Origin of the sequence: Myroides sp. DW712 (genome assembly GCF_046557355.1) — a bacterium.
In the GTDB taxonomy this organism is placed as follows: Bacteria; Bacteroidota; Bacteroidia; order Flavobacteriales; family Flavobacteriaceae; genus Flavobacterium.
Genome location: NZ_JBKFDO010000012.1, coordinates 70,163 through 93,831 on the forward strand (window position 1 = coordinate 70,163; position 23,669 = coordinate 93,831).

At 38.0% G+C, this 23,669-nt stretch carries 24 protein-coding genes; 6 read left to right on the plus strand and 18 right to left on the minus strand.

Annotation, left to right across the window (positions count from 1 at the left end; translation table 11 throughout):
• Window positions 1-17: 17 nt before the first annotated feature.
• The 5 genes from ACLJX0_RS10825 to ACLJX0_RS10845 form a co-directional block, all read right to left on the minus strand.
• Window positions 18-974 carry a helix-turn-helix transcriptional regulator gene (locus tag ACLJX0_RS10825; protein WP_410880394.1) on the minus strand — a complete coding sequence of 319 codons (957 nt, stop codon included), beginning with the start codon at window positions 972-974 and terminating at the stop codon, window positions 18-20.
• Window positions 975-1,104: 130 nt separating this feature from the next.
• Window positions 1,105-1,548 carry a 50S ribosomal protein L9 gene (gene rplI, locus ACLJX0_RS10830; RefSeq protein ID WP_410880396.1) on the minus strand — a complete coding sequence of 148 codons (444 nt, stop codon included), beginning with the start codon at window positions 1,546-1,548 and terminating at the stop codon, window positions 1,105-1,107.
• 65 nt (window positions 1,549-1,613) lie between these two features.
• A complete protein-coding gene (gene rpsR, locus ACLJX0_RS10835; protein ID WP_002987043.1) occupies window positions 1,614-1,910 on the minus strand; it encodes a 30S ribosomal protein S18 in 297 nt (98 codons plus the stop codon).
• 5 nt (window positions 1,911-1,915) lie between these two features.
• The gene (gene rpsF, locus ACLJX0_RS10840) at window positions 1,916-2,257 is read right to left on the minus strand and encodes a 30S ribosomal protein S6 (RefSeq protein ID WP_002987044.1); all 342 of its coding nucleotides are present in this window, start codon (window positions 2,255-2,257) and stop codon (window positions 1,916-1,918) included.
• Window positions 2,258-2,409: 152 nt separating this feature from the next.
• On the minus strand, window positions 2,410-2,973 hold the full coding sequence (locus ACLJX0_RS10845; RefSeq protein ID WP_410880398.1) for a DUF4375 domain-containing protein: 564 nt from the start codon (window positions 2,971-2,973) through the stop codon (window positions 2,410-2,412).
• Window positions 2,974-3,115: 142 nt separating this feature from the next.
• Here ACLJX0_RS10845 and ACLJX0_RS10850 point away from each other — a divergent pair, with 142 nt between their 5' ends.
• On the plus strand, window positions 3,116-5,740 hold the full coding sequence (locus ACLJX0_RS10850) for a BspA family leucine-rich repeat surface protein (RefSeq protein WP_410880400.1): 2,625 nt from the start codon (window positions 3,116-3,118) through the stop codon (window positions 5,738-5,740).
• Window positions 5,741-5,745: 5 nt separating this feature from the next.
• On the opposite strand, the gene priA is transcribed toward ACLJX0_RS10850, so the two are convergent.
• The 8 genes from priA to ACLJX0_RS10890 form a co-directional block, all read right to left on the minus strand.
• On the minus strand, window positions 5,746-8,196 hold the full coding sequence (gene priA, locus ACLJX0_RS10855; protein ID WP_410880402.1) for a primosomal protein N': 2,451 nt from the start codon (window positions 8,194-8,196) through the stop codon (window positions 5,746-5,748).
• Between the two features lie 58 nt (window positions 8,197-8,254).
• Window positions 8,255-8,608, minus strand: coding sequence for a WG repeat-containing protein (locus tag ACLJX0_RS10860; protein WP_410880404.1), 354 nt, complete (start codon window positions 8,606-8,608; stop codon window positions 8,255-8,257).
• Window positions 8,609-8,867: 259 nt separating this feature from the next.
• Window positions 8,868-9,302: a DUF2147 domain-containing protein gene (locus ACLJX0_RS10865; RefSeq protein WP_410880406.1), complete on the minus strand. Its 435-nt coding sequence runs from the start codon at window positions 9,300-9,302 to the stop codon at window positions 8,868-8,870.
• 323 nt (window positions 9,303-9,625) lie between these two features.
• Window positions 9,626-10,051 (minus strand): DUF2147 domain-containing protein, encoded by a 426-nt coding sequence (locus ACLJX0_RS10870; protein WP_410880408.1) that lies wholly within the window; start codon window positions 10,049-10,051, stop codon window positions 9,626-9,628.
• 42 nt (window positions 10,052-10,093) lie between these two features.
• The gene (locus ACLJX0_RS10875; protein WP_410880410.1) at window positions 10,094-10,993 is read right to left on the minus strand and encodes a YihY/virulence factor BrkB family protein; all 900 of its coding nucleotides are present in this window, start codon (window positions 10,991-10,993) and stop codon (window positions 10,094-10,096) included.
• Window positions 10,994-11,009: 16 nt separating this feature from the next.
• Window positions 11,010-11,870: a carboxylating nicotinate-nucleotide diphosphorylase gene (gene nadC, locus ACLJX0_RS10880; RefSeq protein WP_410880412.1), complete on the minus strand. Its 861-nt coding sequence runs from the start codon at window positions 11,868-11,870 to the stop codon at window positions 11,010-11,012.
• Between the two features lie 88 nt (window positions 11,871-11,958).
• Window positions 11,959-12,534 (minus strand): DJ-1/PfpI family protein, encoded by a 576-nt coding sequence (locus tag ACLJX0_RS10885; RefSeq protein ID WP_410880414.1) that lies wholly within the window; start codon window positions 12,532-12,534, stop codon window positions 11,959-11,961.
• A gap of 176 nt (window positions 12,535-12,710) precedes the next feature.
• A complete protein-coding gene (locus ACLJX0_RS10890; protein ID WP_410880416.1) occupies window positions 12,711-13,184 on the minus strand; it encodes a hypothetical protein in 474 nt (157 codons plus the stop codon).
• 169 nt (window positions 13,185-13,353) lie between these two features.
• On the opposite strand from ACLJX0_RS10890, the gene ACLJX0_RS10895 reads away from it, so the two are divergent.
• From ACLJX0_RS10895 to ACLJX0_RS10905, 3 genes are all read left to right on the plus strand, one after another.
• On the plus strand, window positions 13,354-13,851 hold the full coding sequence (locus ACLJX0_RS10895; protein ID WP_410880418.1) for a hypothetical protein: 498 nt from the start codon (window positions 13,354-13,356) through the stop codon (window positions 13,849-13,851).
• Between the two features lie 417 nt (window positions 13,852-14,268).
• Entirely contained in the window at window positions 14,269-14,970 is a 702-nt protein-coding gene (locus ACLJX0_RS10900; protein ID WP_410880420.1) for a YceI family protein, read from the plus strand.
• 181 nt (window positions 14,971-15,151) lie between these two features.
• Window positions 15,152-16,129, plus strand: coding sequence for a YpdA family putative bacillithiol disulfide reductase (locus ACLJX0_RS10905; RefSeq protein WP_410880422.1), 978 nt, complete (start codon window positions 15,152-15,154; stop codon window positions 16,127-16,129).
• On the opposite strand, the gene ACLJX0_RS10910 is transcribed toward ACLJX0_RS10905, so the two are convergent.
• Window positions 16,126-16,536 (minus strand): Fur family transcriptional regulator, encoded by a 411-nt coding sequence (locus ACLJX0_RS10910; protein WP_410880424.1) that lies wholly within the window; start codon window positions 16,534-16,536, stop codon window positions 16,126-16,128. The genes ACLJX0_RS10905 and ACLJX0_RS10910 overlap by 4 nt on opposite strands.
• A 394-nt stretch (window positions 16,537-16,930) precedes the next feature.
• On the opposite strand from ACLJX0_RS10910, the gene ACLJX0_RS10915 reads away from it, so the two are divergent.
• On the plus strand, window positions 16,931-18,121 hold the full coding sequence (locus ACLJX0_RS10915) for an aromatic amino acid transport family protein (RefSeq protein WP_410880426.1): 1,191 nt from the start codon (window positions 16,931-16,933) through the stop codon (window positions 18,119-18,121).
• Between the two features lie 389 nt (window positions 18,122-18,510).
• Here ACLJX0_RS10915 and ACLJX0_RS10920 read toward each other — a convergent pair whose 3' ends face one another.
• From ACLJX0_RS10920 to ACLJX0_RS10930, 3 genes are all read right to left on the minus strand, one after another.
• Complete coding sequence (locus ACLJX0_RS10920; protein ID WP_410880428.1) at window positions 18,511-19,227, minus strand: ThiF family adenylyltransferase; 717 nt, start codon at window positions 19,225-19,227, stop codon at window positions 18,511-18,513.
• A gap of 34 nt (window positions 19,228-19,261) precedes the next feature.
• Window positions 19,262-19,903: a TatD family hydrolase gene (locus ACLJX0_RS10925; protein ID WP_410880429.1), complete on the minus strand. Its 642-nt coding sequence runs from the start codon at window positions 19,901-19,903 to the stop codon at window positions 19,262-19,264.
• A 72-nt stretch (window positions 19,904-19,975) separates the two neighbouring features.
• Window positions 19,976-22,609, minus strand: coding sequence for a valine--tRNA ligase (locus ACLJX0_RS10930; RefSeq protein WP_410880431.1), 2,634 nt, complete (start codon window positions 22,607-22,609; stop codon window positions 19,976-19,978).
• Between the two features lie 221 nt (window positions 22,610-22,830).
• Between ACLJX0_RS10930 and ACLJX0_RS10935 the strand changes: the two genes are divergently transcribed.
• Entirely contained in the window at window positions 22,831-23,220 is a 390-nt protein-coding gene (locus tag ACLJX0_RS10935; RefSeq protein WP_410880433.1) for a DUF1573 domain-containing protein, read from the plus strand.
• A gap of 67 nt (window positions 23,221-23,287) precedes the next feature.
• Here the strand turns inward: ACLJX0_RS10935 and ACLJX0_RS10940 are convergent, their stop codons facing one another.
• Window positions 23,288-23,521, minus strand: a complete 234-nt coding sequence (locus tag ACLJX0_RS10940; protein ID WP_410880435.1) for a hypothetical protein — start codon at window positions 23,519-23,521, stop codon at window positions 23,288-23,290.
• Window positions 23,522-23,669 lie beyond the last annotated feature (148 nt).

The window sequence follows — 23,669 nt, forward strand, 5'->3', positions numbered from 1 at the left end:
CTTGGGGGTGAAAGGACTTATTTTTTGTGCTTTTGCAAGCTCTCTTCCAAGAGTTTAATCACTTTTTCCTGTAATATAGCGGGTTCTAAAATCTCGGCATGATCTGCAAACATCAAGAACCAACGAGCAAACCCATTGTCTAAATCCTTCATTTTAAAATGCATTTCCACCTGCTCTTCTCCCACAATCTCTTCCGTAAATCCATAGTATTTACGTTCCCATGCTAAATAGGGTGCCATTTTTTTACTCACGCCAATGCGAACCGTCAAATTGCGTTCTACTGTTCGATTGGGCAAATACAGTTCTAAATTTCCGTGTTCTTTTGTAAAACTTTCTTCTAATAATACAATCGATTGAATGCGATCCGATCGAAACTGACGATAGGATTGACGCAAATGACAATACGCCATAAAATACCAATAGCTATTCTCGTGAAATACACCAATAGGCTCTACAATACGTAGCGTTGCTTCGCTTTCTGCTCCATTGATATACGCCATACTCAACTGTTTCTTCAACGATATACTCTTAAACAACGTAGACAAAGCCGAGGGTACTTTTTTATTGAAGACCGTTTTATCGGTACGCATCACAACGGCAGGGGTAATTTCGGAAACTTCTACTTTTTGAGCGGTACGCAATACCGCTTTCATCTTAAATAGAGCGGAAGTAAAATGTTCACTAAGCTCTGGATCTACATAGACCTGCATGATTTTTTCAGCTGCCACAAAACTCAATGCTTCTTCTCTGGTAAATAAGGTTGGCGGAATCTTATAACCATCTACTACAGCATATCCAACCCCAGCTTCGCTATAAAGCGGAACTCCTGCTTGCTCTAAGGAGCGAATATCACGGTAAATGGTACGCAGACTCACATCAAATCGATCTGCTAATTCCTGAGCCGTTACAATGGGCTTAGATTGCAGATGAATGAAGATACTGAGAATACGATCGAATCGTTTTTTGATATCCATAGGAGATGGTTTACGGTTGACGGTTAACAGTTTACGGTTGACGGTTCACCTACTATTAACCGTCAACCGTAAACTGTAAACTAAAAAAGCCTTCCGAGGGAAGGCTTTTTTATTATTTCATTCAAATGAATTACTCTTGTTCAGCGATTACTTCGTAATCAACCTCAACAATTACGTCACGGTGTAAACGTACTGTTGCAGTATATTTACCTAAACGTTTGATAACTCCAGAAGCGATGAATTTTCTATCGATCTCTTGTCCGTTTTTAGCAAATACTTCAGCTAAATCTTGATTCGTTACTGAACCGAACAATTTCTCTCCACCAGCTTTAACAGCGATTTTGATTTCAATTGCTTTTATTGCTTCAGCAACAACTTTAGCATCAGCGATTAATTTAGCTTCTTTGTGCGCTCTTTGCTTTAAGTTTTCAGCTAAAACTTTCTTTGCAGAAGGAGTAGCTAAAACTGCAAGTCCTTGAGGAATTAAGTAGTTGCGTCCGTATCCTGGTTTTACAGTTACTACGTCATCTTTAAATCCTAATTTTTGAACGTCTTGTTTTAAGATAATTTCCATGTTGATGTCCTTTGAATAAGAAGTTAGGTTTCTAAGTTGAAAACCAACAACTTGTTTTTGTTATATTATTTTAATAAATCCGCTACGTATGGCATTAACGCTAAGTGACGCGCTCTTTTTACCGCTACAGAAACTTTTCTTTGGTATTTCAAAGAAGTTCCAGTTAAACGACGAGGTAAAATTTTACCTTGCTCGTTAACGAATTTTAATAAGAAATCAGCATCTTTATAATCGATGTATTTGATTCCTGATTTTTTGAAACGACAATACTTTTTAGTTTTGTTTGTTTCTATGTTTAAAGGCGTTAGATATCTGATATCTCCGTCTTTTTTTCCTTTTGCAGATTGCTCAATAGTTGACATAATAATTAAGCTTTTTTAGATTTTAATTTTTCTCTTCTTCTCTCAGCCCAAGATATAGCGTGTTTATCTAAAGCAACAGTTAAGAAACGCATAACTCTTTCGTCACGTCTGAATTCTGTTTCAAGGTTGATGATTACATCTCCAGCAACTTTGTACTCAAACAAGTGATAAAAACCACTTTTCTTGTGTTGGATTTCGTAAGCTAATTTTTTTAAGCCCCAATCCTCTTTAGCTACCATTTCAGCTCCTCTTGATGTAAGAAATTCCTCGAATTTCTGTACTGTTTCCTTTACCTGAGTTTCAGATAAAACGGGATTCAAGATGAAAACAGTTTCGTATTGATTCATAAAATAAAAATTTATTTTGTTATAAAATTGAGTGCAAAAATAGTGTTTTATATAACATCTACCAAAGTTTTTTTATTGTTTTTATTTCTTTGCTTTTTTGCTGCTTTGCTTTTTCGCTTTTATTGCTATAAAAAACAATTATTCTTCCTTTTCTACTCGCGTTCTACTTTTTTACCCAACAATTGCTCTGCATAGTCATACATCTCCTCAATGGATAACACCAAAAGATTAGGATGTTGCTTCAACCAATTGGCATTTAAGTCAATTAAATCTTCTTCGATTTGAAAGAAAGCATCGTCATTTAAAAGATCACGGGTTGGGTTGGTTCCAAAATAATCACTTTCAATAAAAGCTTCTAACACCACCTCATCCATATTTTCTAAGACGTCCAATCTCTTCTTCAAAAGGGCTAAGTGTTCTACCGATCCCATTTTTTCTAATCCTTCAATAATCCAATCGATGAGCTCTAAATCAGCGCCCGTGTTGTACACAAACTGAGAGAAGTTTCCGTTTTCATATTGGGATAGATAGTAATCCACATAGTAGCTTAAGAAAGCATCATGCGGAATTAGTTCATCTACGCGGTCTTCTTCTGGATCTTCTGTTTCCGCTTCTTCGCGAATGAGGTTGATAAATGAAATATTGGAATAAATGATATCGTAATTATCTTCACTTTGTCTTGCATCCTGTGACACAACAATTTTAGGCTGGCTCATGTTCTGTATTTTTTAGTTCATTTTACACCCACAAAAGTACGATTTAGTGCTCGAATTATCCCCTTTGTTTTTTTATTTTTCTTCTTATTGTTGTACTTTACCTTGATTTTACTTTCTTTTACCAACTCATACTAAAACACTTATGAAAAACAATCTTTTTTTTCATATTTTCTTCTTAGGCTTCTTTTTATTGAGCTGCCTGTCTAGTGTAGCACAACGTCCTTTCATTACGTTGTGGGACACCAATGAATTGAACCTTCAATTAAAAGGAACCTACACCTATACTTGGGAAAGTGTATCAGAACCAACCCTCAAGGGACAAGGGTCAGGCACAGACAACCTGACTTTACACCTTCCTCGATGGGGGTATTATCGCTTGAGTTTAACCCCGACAGGTACATCTCCGCTGCATCGCATCATCAGTCCTTTTGATCCCTGGTCCTTAGATCACATCAAAAATAAACAAACTTCATTTGAGCAATCTTTCTCTGTTGTACAACAGGGAGATGTTCCATGGAGTTATCTAGAAGACGAACAAACTTCATTTGAGCGACTATCTTCTATTGTACAATGGGGAGATGTTCCCTGGAGTAGCCTAGAAAACGCTTTTGCTGGAGCTAAAAACATGATTCTCGCTGCTCAAGATGCCCCCGACTTACGTAATGTAACCGATATGTCAGGTCTATTTTCCTACACCAATTCCTTCAATCAACCGCTAAATCATTGGGATGTCAGTCAGGTAAAAAACATGAGTAGACTGTTCTCACATGCCACAAAATTCAATCACCCCTTAGACCAATGGGACGTGAGTCAGGTAACAACAATGAGCAATATGTTCAACGGCGCACTCGCTTTTAATCAACCGTTAAAACGATGGGATGTCCATCAGGTAGAAAATATGAGTCAAATGTTTGAAGGGGCTACCTCCTTTAATCAACCGTTAAACGCATGGGATGTTCGCAACGTACTATTTATGAGTAGTATGTTTAAAGGAGCCATCGCTTTTAATCAACCCCTTAATCGTTGGAAAATAGAGCAGACCGTATTCATGAGTGCTATGTTTCAAGGAGCAACAGCCTTCAACCAACCGTTGCGTCAATGGGATGTTCGCAACGTAAAGTATATGAATAGCATGTTTCAAGGAGCAACAGCCTTCAACCAACCCTTACATCAATGGAATATCAACCCCTCTCTTCAATTGGGCCATTTATTTGATCATACCCGTTTACGTTTCGATCAAATGCAGCAAACGATAGCCCTTTGGGAGAAAAAAAACAAGCAAACAGCCCCCGTTAAAAGACCGTTTATTACCCTGTGGAAGGTAAGTAAACCTGATCAAGACCAGGCAGAAGAAAATTTCAAACTAAAACTAAAAGGGCAGTATTACTATGAATGGACCAACACAGCCAATTCCGCTGAAACAGGCCAGGGCATTGGAGGTGATGATTTTGCCTTATTTCTACCTACTGCAGGTATTTACCGCCTAACCTTAACCCCTCTTCAACTTTCACCTCTACAAGCCATACGCTATAATGATAGCTATAAAAATGCTGAAACCAGAACAAACGTTTTAATGGAAATACAACAATGGGGGGATATTGAATGGAATAGCATGGAGTACGCTTTTGCTGGAGCAGAAGAGATGATCATAACAGCTTCTGATTGTCCTAATCTGCAACAGGTAAAAAACATGCGTTATATGTTCGCTCAGGCAAAAAAAATAAATCAACCCCTCAATCATTGGGACGTAAGTCATGTTACGGACTTTTCCTATATGTTTTACGAGGCTGAAACATTCAATCAACCCCTAGATCACTGGGACATGAGCCAAGCAACAAATCTATCAAGCATGTTTGCTAATTCCTCTTTCAATCAGCCTTTACTTAACTGGGACGTTAGCCAAGTCACGGATATGAGCGCTATGTTTGCCTATACTCCCTTCAATCAACCTTTATCTACTTGGGATGTTAGTCATGTTACGGACTTTTCCTATATGTTTTACGAGGCTGAAACATTCAATCAACCCCTAGATCAATGGGACATGAGCCAAGCAACAAATCTATCAAGCATGTTTGCTAATTCCTCTTTCAATCAGCCTTTACTTAACTGGGACGTTAGCCAAGTCACGGATATGAGCGCTATGTTTGCCTATACTCCCTTCAATCAGCCTTTATCTCCTTGGGATGTTAGTCAAGTTACTGCCATGTGGAGGATGTTTGCAGGCACTTCACAATTTAATCAACCATTAAACCGATGGGACGTGAGTCAAGTCATCGATATGGATCAAATGTTTGAAGGATCACAAGCCTTTAATCAACCGCTAAATCAATGGGACGTGAGTCGAGTTACCAGTATGAGTCAAATGTTTGCAGGGGCACAAGCCTTCAACCAACCTATAGACCAATGGAATGTCAGTCAAGTAACTAAGATGAGCAGTATGTTTCGAGACACACCACAATTTAATCAACCGTTAAACCGATGGGATGTGAGCCAAGTCACCAATATGAATCAAATGTTTGCAGGATCACAAGCCTTTAACCAACCTTTAGATCAATGGGACGTGAGTCAAGTTCTTTCCATGGTAGAAATGTTTGCAAAAACCCAAGCCTTTAATCAACCTATTAATCATTGGGCTATTACTTCTAAAACAAGAATTACGAAAATTATCGATCAAGCCCAATCCTTTAAACAGCCCTTAAATTCCGAAAAGTGGAAGGGAATGCACGATATATATATCGAACCGGGTCCTATTAAATTTGACCTATGATACCATCAATAAAAATCCACATTCGCCACTACATGAACCGAACGATAAGCACCAATTGATTCAAAGCTTTTGAGGATTCGCCTTACTTGTCCTTTGGTTTGATTGAGCATCACTTGCTGTGGAATTTTAATTAAAATCACGCGGATATACTGGTTTCGGATGCGGTTAATCGCGGGTTCTTCCGGTCCTAAAACAGGAATACCCAACTGCCCTTTCAAGTTGTTGTACAACCAAAAAGATGCTTCTTTCAGTTTTTCGAACTCCCGATGCTTTAAAGTCAATCGAATTAAACGGTAAAAAGGCGGATACTGAAAGTTATGACGTTCATACATCTGTTCTTTGTACATAGCCTTATACTCGTAATGGGTGACCTGTTGGATGATGTTGTGATACGGATTAAACGTCTGAATCACGACTTTCCCTTTTTTATCAAATCGCCCCGAACGTCCCGCAATCTGGGTCATCATTTGAAAAGCGCGTTCATGCGCTCGAAAATCGGGATGATACAGACTATTATCTGCATTCATAATCCCAACGAGGTTTACATTGTCAAAATCAAATCCCTTCGCTAACATCTGCGTTCCTACCAAAACATCAATTTGTCGATTCTCAAAGGATTCAATTAACTTCTCATAGGCATATTTTCCCCTTGTTGTATCTTGGTCCATACGCGCAATGCGCTTATTGGGAAATAATTCATGTAATTCTTCCTCCACCTGTTCCGTTCCAAAACCTTTGGTATTGAGATCTACGCTGTGGCAACGGAAACACTGTTTAGGCATGGGCAAGGTATACCCACAATAATGGCAACGCAGTTCATTTCTGTACTTGTGATAGGTCAAACTCACATCACAATGTGGACACTCGGGTACAGCCCCACAAGTCATACACTCCACTACAGGAGAGAATCCCCTTCTGTTCTGAAAGAGAATCACTTGCTCCTCTAAGGACAAGGCGTGATTGATTTCTTCGATTAACTGATCCGAGAAATGCCCCGCCATCTGTTTGCGTTTGTATTTTTCTTTGATGTCAACCAATACAATATCAGGCAATACTACATTGGTATAGCGCCTTGTCAATTCAACTAATCCATATTTTTTTTGCTCTGCATTGTAATAGCTCTCTAAACTAGGTGTTGCCGAGCCCATCAATACCTTGGCTTTGTGTTGCATCGCCAAGACTACCGCTGCATCTCGTCCGTGGTAACGTGGAGCGGGATCGTGTTGCTTGTAATTGGCATCGTGCTCCTCGTCAATCACCACCAAACGCAAATCCTGGAACGGCAAAAAAACCGACAATCGCGTACCCAAGATGACCTTGGCTTTTTCTGATTGCTGGTAGACGTGATTCCACGTTTCCAATCGTTCATTATGGGAATAACGCGAGTGATACACCGCCACTTGATTGCCGAAATACGCCGTTAATCGCTGCACCAATTGGGTGCTGATACCCACTTCAGGTAATAAGAACAAGATTTGTCCTTCTTCAGCAAGATAACTCTCAATGAGTTTAATATAAATTTCTGTCTTTCCTGAGGCTGTAACCCCATGGAGTAAGACCACTTCTTTTTCTTTGAATTGCTGTTCGATTTCCCATAAGGCCTTACTTTGGTCGTCGGTCAATTGAATTCCATCCGCCGTTGCTTCCTGAAAGATTACGCGATCGTGATTCAAATAGTAGGCTTCGAAGACTTCTTTTTCGATTAGGGCATTGACAATCGCTTGACTGGTTTCCGCCTCGTCGATCAATTGTTTAACGCTAATGGGTTTCTTTTGGGTGGCTTGAAGTTGAAAGTACTTCAGGACCAACTCTCGTTGTTTTGCTGCTCGACTCACAACCTCCATCAGCTTAGTTAAGCCATCCTCTTGGGTATAAGCCTCAGCCAATCGCACATAGCGAATCTGTTTGGGCTTGTATTTTTCCACCATTTCTTCCTGCAACAAAATAGCTCCTTTGGTCAACAAACTGTTGATGACAGGAAACACTTTTTTGCGATTTAGAATAGCGATGACCTCATCTAATTTGAGGATAGCCTGAATTTGCATGGCTTCATACAACAAGTATTCCGCATCATCCAGCTCCTCAACGGAAATTGTAGCTTTGTCGTTCCATTGAATAATGGTTTCGCTTTCTAGAAGTAAGCGCGAAGGCATGGCGGCTTTATACACGTCCCCTAAGGTACACATATAGTATTCCGCTAGCCACGTCCAAAACTTAATTTGCGCTATTGTAACAACAGGCTCAAGATCAATGATTTCATGAATGTCTTTTGCCTCATACACAGCAGGTTGACGATGGTGTTTTTCCACCACCAAAGCGGTATATACTTTGTTTCGACCGAAAGGGACAGCAACGCGCATACCCACTTGAATAAAGTCAAACTCAACCGCATTGATTCGATAGGTAAACGTAGGATCTAGAGCTAAAGGTACAATGACCTCAACAAAGTACTGCATGGTAGGATTCATTAATCATTTCAACGCTAAGCTAGCGAATAAAGCCAGGAGATGTTTTCTAATTGTGGGTTTTATCAGACACAATATTCCCTTTGGTATCGATATAGAACCAAGACGGACTATCCCAATAATGGTACTCTCCACGCGATCCTGCTACTTCTCGACTTATTCCTTCAAACGTTGCTTTGGCTACGCCATTTTTAAACGGAAATACAAAAGCGAATTGTGGTTTAATCACTACTTGTCCTTTGACATTGGCAAATCCCATTTTCCCCTCTTCATCGATAATGCGATACATTCCCTCTACCACAAAATCAGGTCCATTGTCATACATATACGGTTGATGCGTTGATTTTGACGTCATGCAACTCGTTCCTATTAGCAGTAAAAAACACACCAATACTCTATTCATTTGATTTAAAATTTATAAGTAGCTAGCAAGTAGCCTTTGATTTTCTGAATTCCAAAAATACGGGTTTTAGCCCGAATCTTCATCATGATTCTTTAATTTGCCTTTTCCTTGTGGGTTTGCAGATCTATCTACTCCATCCTCTTCCAAGATAATAGTCTAATTTTCAATACCATTTACTCCTCAAATGTAAAAGAAGTTTAGTAAACAGGGTCTAAATCAAACAGTAAAATTACGTTAAAAGATGAAGAAGCCCTTAAAATTACTCTTTCCTCCAGGTTTGTTTTTTTCCTAGTAACAGAATGCTTTCCACCCCTGTTACCTCTAGTGTACTATACCCAACTAGCTTAAACGAGCATTGATATTCTTTACCTGTTTCTGGGTCTAAAATTGTTCCACCACTATAGTTGTTTCGCTCTTTTTTGGTCATATTCTTGACAATAGTCAAGCCTTCATATTTTTTTGTAGCATCTAAACCTGGGCATTTCTCACATTTCTCCTCTTTTTTCTCCGAATCTAAAACCCGATAAATAGTTCCTGTATAGGTTCCTCTATTCTCTTTGATTTCTATGATTGCTTTGCCTTTTCCATCTGCATCAACCGTTCTCCATTTCCCTACAATAGCATATTCTGTTTGTGCTTGACTAGACAATATACCGCCTAGTACAAACAACAGGGTTAAAACTAGTTTGCTCATCTTATTTGATTTTCTTACTAAACATAACCTAAGAAAGTTACGAACACTTTTTCGATTTATAGAACCAATTAACAAAACAAAAACAACTAGCCTTGATAAGATAGTTACGCATCGTTTATTCCTAGTTTATTTGTAGTGTGTCCATAGTGTGTCCATGATGTGTCCATAGTTAGTCCAGTAAAAGCCTCATTTTACTAGACTAACTATGGACACACCCTGCAAGTAATACGCTAATACAATAATGATAAGTGGTTGATTTCTGGAACAACCTAAATAAACAAGAGGATGACCTTTTGGCACACCCTCTTGTTCTTTTATTTCTTTTACATTTTGGTCCAGGTTTGCGTTCGTCCTATTAACGAAATCCCTACATATCCTCTGACTTCTAATTTAGTTTTTCCATTGGTTTTGATGGAACATTTGTATTCTTTTCCTGATTGGGGATCAATAATGCTTCCCCCTGTATATTCTTCTCCTTTTTTGGTCAAGTTTTTGATAATCGTTAAGCCTTCGATGGGTTTCCCTTTATCCTCTCCTGGGCATTTTTCACACTTCGAATCTTTTTTCGCCGGATTTAAAATCTCAATAACTTTGCCTTGATATTTCCCTCCTTTTTCGGAGATCTCGACGATAGACTTAGCGTCCCCCGTTTGATCGTCAAACGTTTTCCATTTCCCTACGATGGATTGTGCTTGTGTGGTACACCATCCGCCTAACACGAACAAGAGTATAAGTATTGCGTTTTTCATATCTTTTTTTGGTTATTAAATTAGACATACACTCAAATATACTTATTTTTTCAATTTAATCTTACGAATCGCTAAATTTAATTCAAAACCCAATAATAGGATCATACAGTTGATCCACAAGTAGAACATTACCACTAACAACGTTCCGATAGAGCCATATAATTCGTTGTATCGCGCAAATCGAAGCACGTAAATTCCGAATCCATAAGACGTTAAAACATAGAGAATAGTGGTAAAAACCGAACCGATGGAAATAAAGGAAACTCCTTTGGTTTCTTTGGCGCCAAATTTATACAAAATGGAGGTTGTCATTAACACCACCACTAATAAATACAGGTTTCTCACCCACACCAACCAATTGACACCGATACCAAAACGGTAGATTAACACTTCTAAAATCACGTAGAAAGCTACAGAGAAAATCAACAAGAAAGACAGGATTAGCGATAAGGCTAAAGCCACGAGATACTGTCGAATAATGTTGCGCGAAATGGTAATGTGATAGGAAGATTCAAATCCACCAATGATGGCAAACACCCCATTGGTCATCAAGAAAATAGAAAGCAAAAACCCAGAAGATAAGAGGGATTTGTAGCTATTATTCATAATATCGAGGATGATGGATTGAATAGCCTCATAAGTATTTGGGGGAACTGAATTCTCTATAAACTGGAGAAAGTCCGCCTGAAAATTATCAATAGGGATATAGGGAATGAGGTTTAGGATAAAAAGCGCGAAGGGAAACAGCGCCATAAAGAAGCTAAAGGCAATAGAGCCAGCGCGATAGGAAAAAGCACCTTTGATGATTCCAAGCAAATACAATTCGATCAAATCATACAACGAATACCCTTCAAGAAAAGAAAACTTTACTCGTTTTAACGCACTGACAATTTTATTCAGCACCGGGATTCGGTCTAATTTATCCTCAACTTCTCTAGACATATAGGTTCCTTATCGACTATAAAACGGCTTTTAAACTTAAATCCATATTGTAAACCGAATGCGTCAATGCTCCTGAAGACACGAAGTCAACCCCACAAAGCGCATATTCGCGTACCGTTTGTTCATTTATATTACCCGAAGATTCTGTTTGACATTGCTTGCCAATTAAAGCTACGGCTTTTTTCGTTGTTTCAAAATCAAAGTTATCCAACAAAATACGATACACATTGTCACAAGCTAAGATTTGTTGAACCTCATTTAAATCACGTGCTTCCACGATAATTTTCAATGCTTTACTATTGGTTTTGAGGTAGGTATTGGTTTTTTCAATCGCCTCTTTGATTCCCCCTGCAAAATCAATGTGATTGTCTTTCAACATAATCATATCATACAAGGCAAAGCGGTGATTTTCTCCCCCTGCAATTTTCACGGCCCATTTTTCAATGGCGCGAATACCTGGAGTAGTTTTGCGTGTATCTAAAATTTTCGTTCCTGTTCCTTCTAACAAATCGACAAAAACGCGTGTTTTCGTAGCAATTGCACTCATGCGTTGCATGGCATTCAGCATAAAGCGTTCAGCTTTTAGAATAGATTGAGAAGATCCAGTCACTGTTAGAACAATATCCCCTATTTTTACGGGTGTTCCATCCGAAATGAAAACCTCTACGTCCAAAGTAGGGTCAACATAGCGCAAGATCATTTGAGCGAATTCCACCCCTGCAATAATTCCTTCTTCTTTCACTAAAACCTGGGCTTTTCCCTTTGCATCTGCAGGAATACAAGCCAACGAGCTATGATCGCCATCTCCTATATCTTCGCGTAGCGCATTAACGATAATCTGATGTAATTCGGCTTGGAATTGTTGTTCTGAAATCATAAATAAAAAATTTGCGAGGCTAAAATAAGAAATGTTTTACAAGTGTTCTCGTTTTAGCCGCGCAAACTAGCATATAAGGAGTTATCATTTATCCAATTTTCACCCCTAAAAGTTTATAAAACTCACTCAAAATAGCGGGATGTCCCGGCCATGCTGGAGAGGTTGTGAGGTTGCCATCCGTAATGGCTTTATCGGCGTCAATTTCTTTGTATACACCTCCTGCTACAACGATATCAGGGCCTACCGCAGGATAAGCGGTTAAGGTTCTTCCTTTTAACACCCCTGCAGGTGTTAGTACTTGAATCCCGTGGCAAATGGCTGCAATCGGTAAGTTTTTCTCAAAGAAGTATTGCACCATGGTAATTACCCTTTGATTCAAACGGATATATTCAGGCGCTCTTCCTCCACATACATACAAACCAGCATAATCCTCTAGTTTCACCTCATCAAAGGTTTTGTTGATGACAAAATTATGTCCTCTACTTTCTGCATAGGTTTGGAATCCCACGAAATCGTGAATTGCCGTGGCGATGATATCGTTTTTTTTCTTTCCTGGACAAACGACATCCACAGCTACTCCTACGGATAATAACGCTTGATAGGGAACCATTACTTCATAATCCTCAACGAAATCACCTGCTAACATCAATACTTTCTTTGCCATATTTATTTGTTTTTGATTAATTCCTTCTAATGTACAACAATCTAGCGAAACTCGTTTGCTTGTTGTATAATTTAACGGGAATGCGGTTTGCTGCTTTCAGTTTAATTCAACCGTGAACCGTAAACTGTTAACTAAAACAAACCCCTTTGATCCGTTTTGGAAGGTTGGGGTGGGTTTTATTTATCATCCACAAAAGGAAAATCCTCTTTCATTTTAATACTGCTTTCTCTATGCGTTTCAATATAATCTAAAAGTAGCTGAAAATTACTGAGTTTACCAACAAACACATTATCAACAGCGTAGTTTCCAAAGTCATCAATACAAATAACCGTATCTTCAAATTCAATTCGATACCTGACATCCAAATCACTATTCGATTTCACAATATCACCTGTCTGCCAATCCATTAACAACGAATTTATAAACTCTTTATCTTCTATTTTAAAATAAGAAATCAAAAAATCTAAATTATTCAAATAATTATTACAACTAAGAGGGATAGGAGTATCTACAGTACCTCTAACAAAATAGACAGTTCCATACTCTTTTTTATCTAGTAAGAGCCTATCTTTTGTTGTTGTCTTTCCACAACCTACAAAAGCAAGTATCATACCTCCAAATAATAGCATTTGTATTCTTTTTTTCAACATAATCGAATTGTTTGCCTTTAACGCCGATAGCGCACGTATCCTCACCTCTAAGATACTTACTTATTGATTAGCATTTGTAGTGACAAAGTCAAAAAAAATCCTCCTCTTCACCCTCCGCTCACTAATTTGCCTTAACTTTAGCTCTAGTTTATTTTAAAATTGTATTCAAATGAAAAAGCTTCTCTTTATTCTTTGTGTAACCCTAGGCTTAGCCAGTTGCAATCAAAAAGTAGCACCTCCTCAAACCGTAACGGTCGATGATCAGTTTACCATGGAAATGCCTGCAACCCTAGCGGTGATGCCTGATCTTTACCCTGGTGCAGTAATTCAGTACGGAAATACCTTCAAGCAAGTGTACATCATTGCTAAAGAAACACCGAAAACCGAAGGGGAAGATTTCAATGCCTTTACGCAAAAAGCATTAGCTGCTTATGCCAACCGACCAGATTATGAAATCATCAAGGCCGATGACGTGCACATTAATGGACTACCTGGAAAAATTTACAAATTATCCATGTCACAAGAAGGAAACTTCATGTATATGATTCAAACGATGATTGAAGGTAAGAAAGGAAATTACGAAATTATTGGTTGGACAATCGGCCAAAACAAAGACTATCAAGGCGATGAACTAATGAATATCATCTCAACATTCAAGGAATTATAAAAAGCTATAAAAGAAAACGAGGCTACCAAAAAAGGCAGCCTCGTTTTCTTTTTGGTGAGATTTGGTGAGAATTGCACGGTTTGTTTTTTGTAAGAAAATTAATCTTTGTAAAAGACAATCTCATCAAAAGCCAAAAGCCAAAGAACAAAAAAGCCTTTTAGGTGAGAATTGCACGGTTTGTTTTTGTAAGAAAATTAATCTTTGTAAAAGATAGTCTCATCAAAAGCCAAAGAACAAACAACAAAAAAACAATTTTTTATCCCAAAAGACATCTATTTAGAAATATATCCAAGGAAATAAGCGTCATTAATTCACAAAAAAAACATATTTACAACTTTTTAACATTCAATAGCGTATTAATCTCTTGTAATTTCATTTTTGTATTGTACATTTGAACAAACAAAATAGCGAATTAAGATGAAAAAAATTTTATTATCAGTAGCAGTAGTAGCTGCTCTTTCATTAGCATCATGTGGAAATAAGAATGCTGATAAAGCAACAACTACAACAGAGCAAGAAGTTGCAGTAGAACAAGGAGACAAATACAACGTAAACTTAACGGAGAGTAATGTAACTTGGAAAGTAGGACACAAAGGAGGATTAAATCCACGTTTTGGTACCTTAACTTTAGCTGCTGGAGATATCGCAATTGATGCAACTGGATTGAATGCTGGATCTTATACAGTAGATATGAATTCAATTCAACCAGACCGCGCTTCTGTAGATGCTGATGAGGATGTAGCAAAATTAGGTGGACACTTAAAAAGTGCTGATTTCTTCGACGTAGAAAAAAACCCTACCGTAGATTTCAAAATCACGAAAGTAGAAGATTTCGACGCTGCTAAACACACAAGTACAATTGAAGGAGCAAATAAAATGGTAAGTGGAAACTTAACTATTTTAGGTAAAACTGTAAACATTACGTTCCCTGCTAAAGTAACGGTAGAAAATGGTAAAGCTGTTATGGATGCTGCATTCGTAGCTGACCGTACAGAATGGGGATTAGTATTCGGAACAACTGATAAAGATTCTGGTGCTGCGCTTAACCCAGCAGATTGGGCAATTAGCAAAGACATGGAAATTGGAATCCACTTAGTTGCTGACAAAGTAAACGAATAAGCTACTTATATCGATTTCAAAAAAGGATGTCCCACAAAGGCATCCTTTTTTTTGTTCTATGGATTAAAGAGCACTTCCTATTCCTGTCTTTCTTCCGTTTTTCTTTCCTTCAACCAAAAATAATTCAATAAATTTGTAGATACAAAGATTAACAGCCCTCTTGGGGTTTATTTACAAGCAGATGAAACAGTTGGATGTATTGATTATCGGTGGTGGTCCTATAGGGATTGCCTGTGGAATTGAGGCTAAAAAGGCAGGATTGTCCTACCTTATTATTGAAAAAGGATGTTTGGTCAATTCGCTCTATCACTATCCCCTCAATATGCAGTTCTTTTCAACGTCTGAATTATTGGAACTCGATCAGATCCCCTTTATCAGTGCAGAAAATAAACCCAGACGCAAAGAGGCGTTAGAATACTACAGAAGGGTAACACAGCTGCACGAGTTATCCATCCATTTATTTGAAACGGTACTAGAAGTAAATAAACAAAAAGAAGGGCATTTTACTATAACAACATCAAAAGACAGCTATCAGGCTACACATATTATTGTAGCCACAGGTTTTTACGATTTCCCAAATCTCTTGCAGATCCCAGGAGAAGACCTTCCTAAAGTATCACATTACTATCATGATCCTCACTACTATGCTAACATGAATGTAGTGGTAGTTGGAGCGAGTAACTCCTCTGTAGATGCGGCTTTGGAATGCTATCGAAAAGGAGCAAAAGTCACCATGGTTGTTCGCGATAACGCCATTAGTTCTCATGTAAAATATTGGGTGAAGCCCGACATAGAAAATCGAATTGCCGAAGGGGCTATTCAGGTGCACTTCAACAGTCGCCTAACTGCCATTACACCTACTAGTGTGACCGTAGAAAAAGACGGAGAATCCTTTGCTATCTTAAACGATTTTGTCTTAGCCTTAACAGGGTATCGCCCCGACTTTGATTTTTTGCGTAAACTGGGCATTACCACCCAAGATGATGTAGAATTACTCCCTACCTTTCGAGCAGAGACTATGGAAACGAATGTTCCTAATTTATACTTAGCAGGTGTGGTTTGTGGGGGATTGAATACGCATACGTGGTTTATTGAAAACTCTAGGATTCACGCCACGCTCATTGTGCAAGATATTTGCTTCAAACAAGGCCGTATTTAAGCTTTACACTGTTCACAGATGCCTTGAGCAACCACTTCAATTTCGCTCAATTCAAAACCAGCAGGAATTTCAATGGTTGGAATGGCTACTTGCGTCAGACAAATCGTCTTTTTACATTGCTTACAGATAAAGTGCAAATGAGTATCGCGGTGATTATCCGCTGAACAATTCGGTGAACACAAGGCGTATCGGGTTACGTTATTGGCTGTTATACTGTGTAACAATCCTTTGCTTTCAAAAGTCTTGACTGTGCGATAAATAGTCACCCGATCCGATTGATCAAAACTATTTTCAATATCTGCCAGTGATACTGCTCCTTCTTGTCCTTTCAGAAACTTAAGCACTAAAATTCGCATAGCGGTTGGTTTAATGTCTTTGGCACGTAATTCTTCTTCAATATGCTTCATCGCTCTTCCCTTTTGATTCACTCAAAGATAAACATTGTTCGTTAATTTCTTCTATGCTAAAAAAAGGAATGAATTGTTTTTTTCGCGTATTTCCTTCCTAAAAAATGAGTTTTCATTCTGATACTCAATACATTTAAAACTATTTTTTTACCGCATCCTTTCGTTCCCATCACAGAAAAAACAACAAATCACTTCATTTCTACCTTCACTCCTCAATTTTTCTAATTTTTAGCGCAAAAACTATAAATAAAACATATATTTATTTTTTCTAGCTTCTTTTTTAAGAAATGGAAAAAAAACATTCATAAGGGTATGATTCTTGTGTAATTATTACCCTTATCATCAGACAGAAAAGAAGAAGAACAAAATTTTAAAAAACAATAAATTTATACAAATGCAAAAATTAATCGGAAGTATTCTTATTGTAGCAGGAACTACAATAGGCGCAGGAATGTTAGCAATGCCCATCATATCGGCTAATGTCGGTTTTTTATTTATGGCGTTCATCTTATTCTGTATCTGGTTTGCTATGTTTTATACTTCCGTTTTGCTAGTAAATGTCTATCGATACAACGAAACCTCAGCGGGTTTTAACACCTTAACCTTAAAGTATTTAGGAAAGCCTGGCGCTTATATTACGGGCTTGAGTATGCTTACGCTAATGTATGCCCTAGTTAGTGCCTATATTGCGGGTGGTGGAGATATTGTACGAACCAACCTCGAACAGTGGTTGGCTTTTGAGGTTTCTCCTCAACTCAGTGCGATTATCTTTACACTTGTTTTTGGAGGAATTATCGCCTTTGGAACTAGAGCAATAGATTATAGTACCAAAATTGTATTCTCCGTTAAAATGATTTGTCTTTGCTTGGTGTTGGGGCTTCTACTGCCACACATCGAAATGGCTTATCTACGTTATTTACCGCAAAGTCCTCTCCCTGTATTGGCTACCATTCCCATTATTTTTACTTCATTCGGGTTTAGTGTGGTTATTCCCAGTTTAGTTAAATATTTAGACGGGAACCTACGTCAACTCAAATGGGTGTTTTTTATTGGGAGTATTATCCCTTTACTCCTCTATTTAATTTGGGAACTCACTATTTTAGGAAATATTGAAAGTAGTGTTTTCAGTGCCATCTTACAAGAAAATGCAGGATTAGAAGGTCTCCTTTTCGCTATTAAAGAAATCAATAGTTCGCCTTTTATTAAGATAGCCTTCACTATTTTTGCCGCCGCCGCTATCCTTACTTCGTTTTGGGGTGTGGCAATGGCCTTAAATGATTATATCAAAGATTTGGCAAAAGATCGTCCACGCGTGAAACACAACGTTAGTGCGTTTATCTTGACCTTTCTTCCTCCTATTTTATTTGCCTTGTTTTATCCCGATGGATTTGTCATCGCCCTGGGATACGCTTCGATTTCACTTGTTATCCTAGCCTTGATTATTCCTATGTTGATGCTGCAAAAAGCAAAGAAAATAGCCGGTGAAAAAACAACGGTGCTCCAATATTGCATCTATGCTTTTCTGTGGATTTTATCCGTAGCTATTGTGGTGCTTCAATTATTATTGGCTTTTGAAGTACTTTAAGATGAAGAATTGGTGAGGGTTTGTTGAGGATTAGGTGAGGGATTTGGTGAGGGTTTGTTGAGGATTTGGTGAGGATTAGGTGAGGATTAGGTGTGGGTTTGGTGAGGATTTGGTGAGGGTTTGTTGAGGATTTGGTGTGGGTTTGGTGAGGATTAGGTGAGGATTAGGTGAGGGTTTAGGTGAGGTTTGCAAGTTTTATCTCACCTAGTTTATATTGGTTTTGGTATTCGATGAATCTACACTATGTTCCGATTTTCACTACGTTCCGATTTGTTTAACCACTTCTTCTATAAGGTAATTATCCTTATAAATGATTACCCGAACAAAAAAGCAACCAACAAAAATCAAAGAGCAAAACAAAAAAAGCAACCTTACAGCTGCTTTTTTGTTTATTTTTTCAATAAATAACGGACTACATTTTCAGCGGCATGCAAGCCAAATAAGGCAGGCATCCAGCTATTCGTTCCAAAGAACGACTTTTTAAAATTGGAGCCATCGGTCATTTTCAAGCTACTTTCATCTGGTTTTTCGGTAGAGAAAATCGCTTTGACTCCAGATGAAATACCTTCTTTTTTCAAGCGCTTGCGAATTTGTTTTGCCAATGGGCATACATCTGTTTTACTGATGTCTTTTACAACAATTTTAGAGGCAATCATTTTTCCTCCTGCTCCCATGGCACTAATCACTTTTACGCGTTTTCGTTTTGCGGCTAAAATCAAATTAATCTTTGGAGTGATACTGTCAATGCAATCCAGTACATAATCAAAATCCTCCGTTACTACTTCATGGGTGCGTTCGGGAGATAAAAACTCTTCGATACGCGTGAGGTTTAATTCTGGATTAATATCCATAAGACGATCCCCAACCACATGTACTTTGGGTTTATCAACCGTTGAATGCAACGCTGGTAGTTGTCTGTTGATATTGGTGATATCTACAGTATCCCCATCAACGATAGTCATATTCCCCACACCTGCACGTGCTAAAAACTCTGCTGCGAATGATCCTACTCCTCCTAATCCAACAACTAAAACGTTGGCGTTTTTTAATTTTTCTAATCCTTCTTCCTTAAAAAGTAAGGCTGCTCTTTCTTGCCAAATAGCCATCTATCTCTTTGTATTAATTACCTTAACGGTTCTATTAGTATTCGTTCTTCCATATCCGTTTAAAATTCGCCTCTATAATTTGGGCGATATCCGGACGTACTATTGCTGCTTTTGCGTATACAGCGTCAATCGTCGTTGTGGCATCATCATCGGTTTCTAAAAACAAAAATTCCTCAGGAACCGAAGCAAAAGTTTCTTGTAGTCGAGGGCTTTGCAATAAAGCACGTCCAAAAGAAAGGTAAAATCCATTTTTCCACAAACTTGCAGCCACTTGTTGGTGTTTATTAAAACCATGCACAATAAGAGGTACTTGTAGATTCAACCGTTTTTTGAGCGCTATTATTTCTTGATAAGCGGAAACGACGTGCAAAATTACAGCTTTTTTATTTTTTTCTGCAAGAAGTAATTGACGAACCAACACTTCTTCTTGTAATTCTAAAGGAATAGCAATCTTTTTATCCAACCCACATTCGCCCAAAGCCAAGCAATTAGGATGATGCAAGTGATTTTCTATCAGTTGCATTTGCTCTTCAATCAAAGATTCTTCGATATACCACGGATGGATACCCAAGGAGAAATGAGGAATATGCCAATCCACCGCTGTCAACACTTGATTGACAATAGCTAAGGTATTGGCTTCTGTTGTTTGATGATGGGTATGGATGTTGTATTTCATACAAACGAAGATAAAAAAAAAGGTCTTTCGTTCAGTTGAACGAAAGACCTTTGTTATAATCATTGCTCGATACTATTTCAAACTAGCTAAACTATGTTCGATAGTTGCTATTTTTGCTAACGCATCAGCCTCTTTTTTCTTTTCATTGGCTACCACTTGTTCTGGTGCACCACTAACAAATTTCTCATTCGATAGTTTTCCTTGAACAGATCGCAAGAAACCTTTTAAATACTTCAATTCTTCTTCCAATTTCGCGATTTCTTCCGCTACATTGACAGTACCTTCTATCGGAATAAAATATTCATTCGAATTAACGCGGTAAGACAATGCTCCACTTATTTGATCTGTCACATATTCAATGCTTTCCACATTCCCTAATTTAGAAATAATGCTATCGAAATACGTCGATACTTGTTCGTTGTTGATGATTTTTAAATCAATCGTATCCTTGAACGAAATATTTTTATCTTTTCGAATAGTACGAATACCCGCAATCACGTCCATGGTAAACTCAAACTCTTTGATCAATTGCTCATCAAATGCTTTTGTTGCTGGCCAAGACGAAATAACCAGAGCCTGTTCTGGCGTACGCTCGTTGATATGTTGCCAGATTTCTTCCGTTAAGAACGGCATAAATGGATGTAACAATTTCAAGTTCTCTTCCAGCAGCTCAATCACTTTTCGGTACGTTACCGCATCGATAGGTTGTTGGTATCCAGGCTTAATCATTTCTAAGAACCACGAACAGAAATCATCCCATACCAATTTATAGATTGCCATTAAAGCATCTGAAATTCTGTATTTAGAAAAGTGATCTTCAATTTCCACTAGTGTTTTTTGCAACTTCGCTTCATACCAAGCCAAAGAAACTTTTGCCGTTTCAGGCTGTGGTAACGTTTCAGAAACTTCCCATCCTTTGATTAAACGGAAAGCATTCCATACTTTGTTTGTAAACGCTTTTCCTTGTGCACATAGTTCCTCATCAAATAAGATATCATTTCCTGCAGAAGCAGACAATAATAAACCTACGCGTACTCCATCTGCTCCAAATTTGTCAATTAAGCCTAACGCATCTGGTGAGTTTCCTAGTGATTTTGACATCTTACGACGTTGTTTATCACGTACAATTCCCGTGAAATACACATTCGTAAAAGGCTGTTTTCCGGTATATTCATACCCCGCCATGATCATACGAGCGACCCAGAAGAAGATAATATCCGGTCCTGTTACTAAATCATTGGTTGGGTAATAATATTTAAATTCTTCATTTTCAGGATCAATTAATCCGTTGAATACAGACATTGGCCACAACCAAGAAGAGAACCAGGTATCTAAAGCGTCCTCGTCTTGTCTTAAATCAGCAACAGTTAAATCTGCTTTTCCTGTTTTTGTTTTTACTAATTCAAGCGCTGCTTCTTTGGTTTCTGCTACGACAAAATCTTCTTTCCCATCGCCATAATAGAAAGCGGGAATCTGGTGTCCCCACCACAATTGACGAGAGATATTCCAATCGCGAATATTTTCTAACCAACTTCTGTAGGTACTGTTGTAACGACTTGGATATAGTTTTACCTCCTCTGTTGTCATCACAGCATCCAACGCTGGTTTGGCCAATTCTTCCATCTTCAAGAACCATTGATCTGATAATCGAGGTTCAATAACTGCTTTGGTACGCTCAGAAGTTCCTACATTATTCATATAGTTTTCTACTTTTTCCAACGCACCAATAGCCGCTAACTCTGTTTCAATCTCTTTGCGAACTACAAAGCGATCTTTTCCTTTATAATGTAAACCTAGGTCGTTTAATGTTGCATCAGCATTGAAAATATCAATAATTTCCAAGTTGTGACGTTCACCTAATTCCTTGTCATTCACATCGTGAGCCGGTGTTACTTTCAAACATCCTGTCCCGAATTCCATGTCTACATACTCATCAAAAATGATTGGTACCACGCGATTGCAAATCGGCACAATAGCCTTTTTACCTTTCAAATGTTGGTAGCGCTCATCGTTGGGATGAATACAGATAGCGGAATCCCCCAAGATAGTTTCTGGACGTGTCGTTGCCACCGTTAAATACTCTGAAGTACCTTCGATTTGGTATTTCAAGTGATATAATTTTCCCTGGCGTTCTTCGTAAATCACCTCTTCATCAGACAGTGTCGTTTTCGCTTCAGGATCCCAGTTTACCATACGGTATCCGCGGTAAATTAATCCTTTGTTATACAAATCAACAAACAACTTAATAACTTGTTGTGACATTTCGGGATCCATCGTAAACTTAGTACGATCCCAATCACAAGAAGCTCCTAGTTTTTTCAACTGGTCTAAGATTACACCTCCATATTCCTCTTTCCACTCCCAAGCATGTTGTAAAAACTCTTCTCTAGTTAAGTCGTTTTTATTGATTCCCTGCTCTCTCAATTTAGCGACGACTTTGGCTTCAGTTGCAATCGATGCGTGATCCGTTCCCGGAACCCAACATGCGTTTAGACCTCTTAAACGGGCACGACGTATTAATACATCTTGAATTGTAACATTCAACATATGCCCCATGTGTAATACTCCCGTTACGTTGGGTGGAGGTATTACAATCGTGTACGGCTGTCTTTGATCTGGTACAGATCGGAAAAAATTATTTTCCATCCAATACTGATACCATTTTTGCTCTACTTGCTTTGCGTCAAATTGTGCAGGAATTACCATTATTCTATAATTTAATTATTAAAAAAAAGAAAAAACATCAGGCCATACTGTAGAAAAATATTTTTTTCCCTGTTTATCCCCTTTGTTTTATTTATCTTTGTGTTGTACAAAAGTAATTATTACTCGTCAATTATAAAAGTATATATAAAACGGAATATGCGAAAAAAATTTGCGAGTTTTCGAAAAGTTTCTAATTTTACAGAACAACAAAAATTATAGTAATGAAAAAATTAATAGCAGTATTCGCATTAGTATTATCTAGTGCCTTATCATTCGCTCAAAGTGGTCCTAAAATTCAGTTTGACGCTGAAAACAACACCATCGATTACGGAACGGTAATCAGAGGAAATGACGATGGATTACGTACGTTCGACTTTACAAACACAGGAGATCAACCGTTAATCATCACAAACGTACGTTCTACTTGTGGATGTACAGTTCCTTCCAAACCAACTGAGCCAATCATGCCAGGTAAAAAAGGAAAAATTGATGTGAAATACAACATGAGCATCGGAAGAATTAGCCGTACAATTACAGTAGAATCTAATGCTGTAAACTACGAAAACGGTACAGTACCGTTGAGAATTAAAGGTGAAGTTGTAGAAAAATAATAAACCACCACATAAAAAAAGCCACTCAAACGAGTGGCTTTTTTTATGAATTAAAATTCTAAAATCTCTATTTTACTCGATTAGAATCTGGAGCTTTATCTTCAATTCCCTCGTGAAATTGACGAAGAATAGCATCCAACTGTTCCAAATCCATCTGTTCATATTCTGCCCTAAATGCTTTACTATTTCGATTGACATTAGAATCAGGTGTCCATCCATACTTATCAAACACCTTAGTAGCCTCCTTAATTTTTAAATCCAACAAGGCTTCTTTTGTTGTTTGATCTTCCTTTTCCTTCATATTATTAGTACTACATCCTGTGAAAAAAACAGCACTTACTAAAACTAAAAATACCCGTTCGCTCATCATCCTTATTTTTAATTAATACTCGGACTAAAGTAAATCTTATTCTGAAAATAAAAAATAGAATATTCAATCAATATTAAAA

Bases quoted from the DNA above. Each gene is read 5' to 3' on its own strand.
- ACLJX0_RS10825 (WP_410880394.1), bottom strand. From the start codon at position 974: ATGGATATCAAAAAACGATTCGATCGTATTCTCAGTATCTTCATTCAT.
- rplI (WP_410880396.1), bottom strand. From the start codon at position 1,548: ATGGAAATTATCTTAAAACAAGACGTTCAAAAATTAGGATTTAAAGAT.
- rpsR (WP_002987043.1), bottom strand. From the start codon at position 1,910: ATGTCAACTATTGAGCAATCTGCAAAAGGAAAAAAAGACGGAGATATC.
- rpsF (WP_002987044.1), bottom strand. From the start codon at position 2,257: ATGAATCAATACGAAACTGTTTTCATCTTGAATCCCGTTTTATCTGAA.
- ACLJX0_RS10845 (WP_410880398.1), bottom strand. From the start codon at position 2,973: ATGAGCCAGCCTAAAATTGTTGTGTCACAGGATGCAAGACAAAGTGAA.
- ACLJX0_RS10850 (WP_410880400.1), top strand. From the start codon at position 3,116: ATGAAAAACAATCTTTTTTTTCATATTTTCTTCTTAGGCTTCTTTTTA.
- priA (WP_410880402.1), bottom strand. From the start codon at position 8,196: ATGCAGTACTTTGTTGAGGTCATTGTACCTTTAGCTCTAGATCCTACG.
- ACLJX0_RS10860 (WP_410880404.1), bottom strand. From the start codon at position 8,608: ATGAATAGAGTATTGGTGTGTTTTTTACTGCTAATAGGAACGAGTTGC.
- ACLJX0_RS10865 (WP_410880406.1), bottom strand. From the start codon at position 9,302: ATGAGCAAACTAGTTTTAACCCTGTTGTTTGTACTAGGCGGTATATTG.
- ACLJX0_RS10870 (WP_410880408.1), bottom strand. From the start codon at position 10,051: ATGAAAAACGCAATACTTATACTCTTGTTCGTGTTAGGCGGATGGTGT.
- ACLJX0_RS10875 (WP_410880410.1), bottom strand. From the start codon at position 10,993: ATGTCTAGAGAAGTTGAGGATAAATTAGACCGAATCCCGGTGCTGAAT.
- nadC (WP_410880412.1), bottom strand. From the start codon at position 11,870: ATGATTTCAGAACAACAATTCCAAGCCGAATTACATCAGATTATCGTT.
- ACLJX0_RS10885 (WP_410880414.1), bottom strand. From the start codon at position 12,534: ATGGCAAAGAAAGTATTGATGTTAGCAGGTGATTTCGTTGAGGATTAT.
- ACLJX0_RS10890 (WP_410880416.1), bottom strand. From the start codon at position 13,184: ATGTTGAAAAAAAGAATACAAATGCTATTATTTGGAGGTATGATACTT.
- ACLJX0_RS10895 (WP_410880418.1), top strand. From the start codon at position 13,354: ATGAAAAAGCTTCTCTTTATTCTTTGTGTAACCCTAGGCTTAGCCAGT.
- ACLJX0_RS10900 (WP_410880420.1), top strand. From the start codon at position 14,269: ATGAAAAAAATTTTATTATCAGTAGCAGTAGTAGCTGCTCTTTCATTA.
- ACLJX0_RS10905 (WP_410880422.1), top strand. From the start codon at position 15,152: ATGAAACAGTTGGATGTATTGATTATCGGTGGTGGTCCTATAGGGATT.
- ACLJX0_RS10910 (WP_410880424.1), bottom strand. From the start codon at position 16,536: ATGAAGCATATTGAAGAAGAATTACGTGCCAAAGACATTAAACCAACC.
- ACLJX0_RS10915 (WP_410880426.1), top strand. From the start codon at position 16,931: ATGCAAAAATTAATCGGAAGTATTCTTATTGTAGCAGGAACTACAATA.
- ACLJX0_RS10920 (WP_410880428.1), bottom strand. From the start codon at position 19,227: ATGGCTATTTGGCAAGAAAGAGCAGCCTTACTTTTTAAGGAAGAAGGA.
- ACLJX0_RS10925 (WP_410880429.1), bottom strand. From the start codon at position 19,903: ATGAAATACAACATCCATACCCATCATCAAACAACAGAAGCCAATACC.
- ACLJX0_RS10930 (WP_410880431.1), bottom strand. From the start codon at position 22,609: ATGGTAATTCCTGCACAATTTGACGCAAAGCAAGTAGAGCAAAAATGG.
- ACLJX0_RS10935 (WP_410880433.1), top strand. From the start codon at position 22,831: ATGAAAAAATTAATAGCAGTATTCGCATTAGTATTATCTAGTGCCTTA.
- ACLJX0_RS10940 (WP_410880435.1), bottom strand. From the start codon at position 23,521: ATGAAGGAAAAGGAAGATCAAACAACAAAAGAAGCCTTGTTGGATTTA.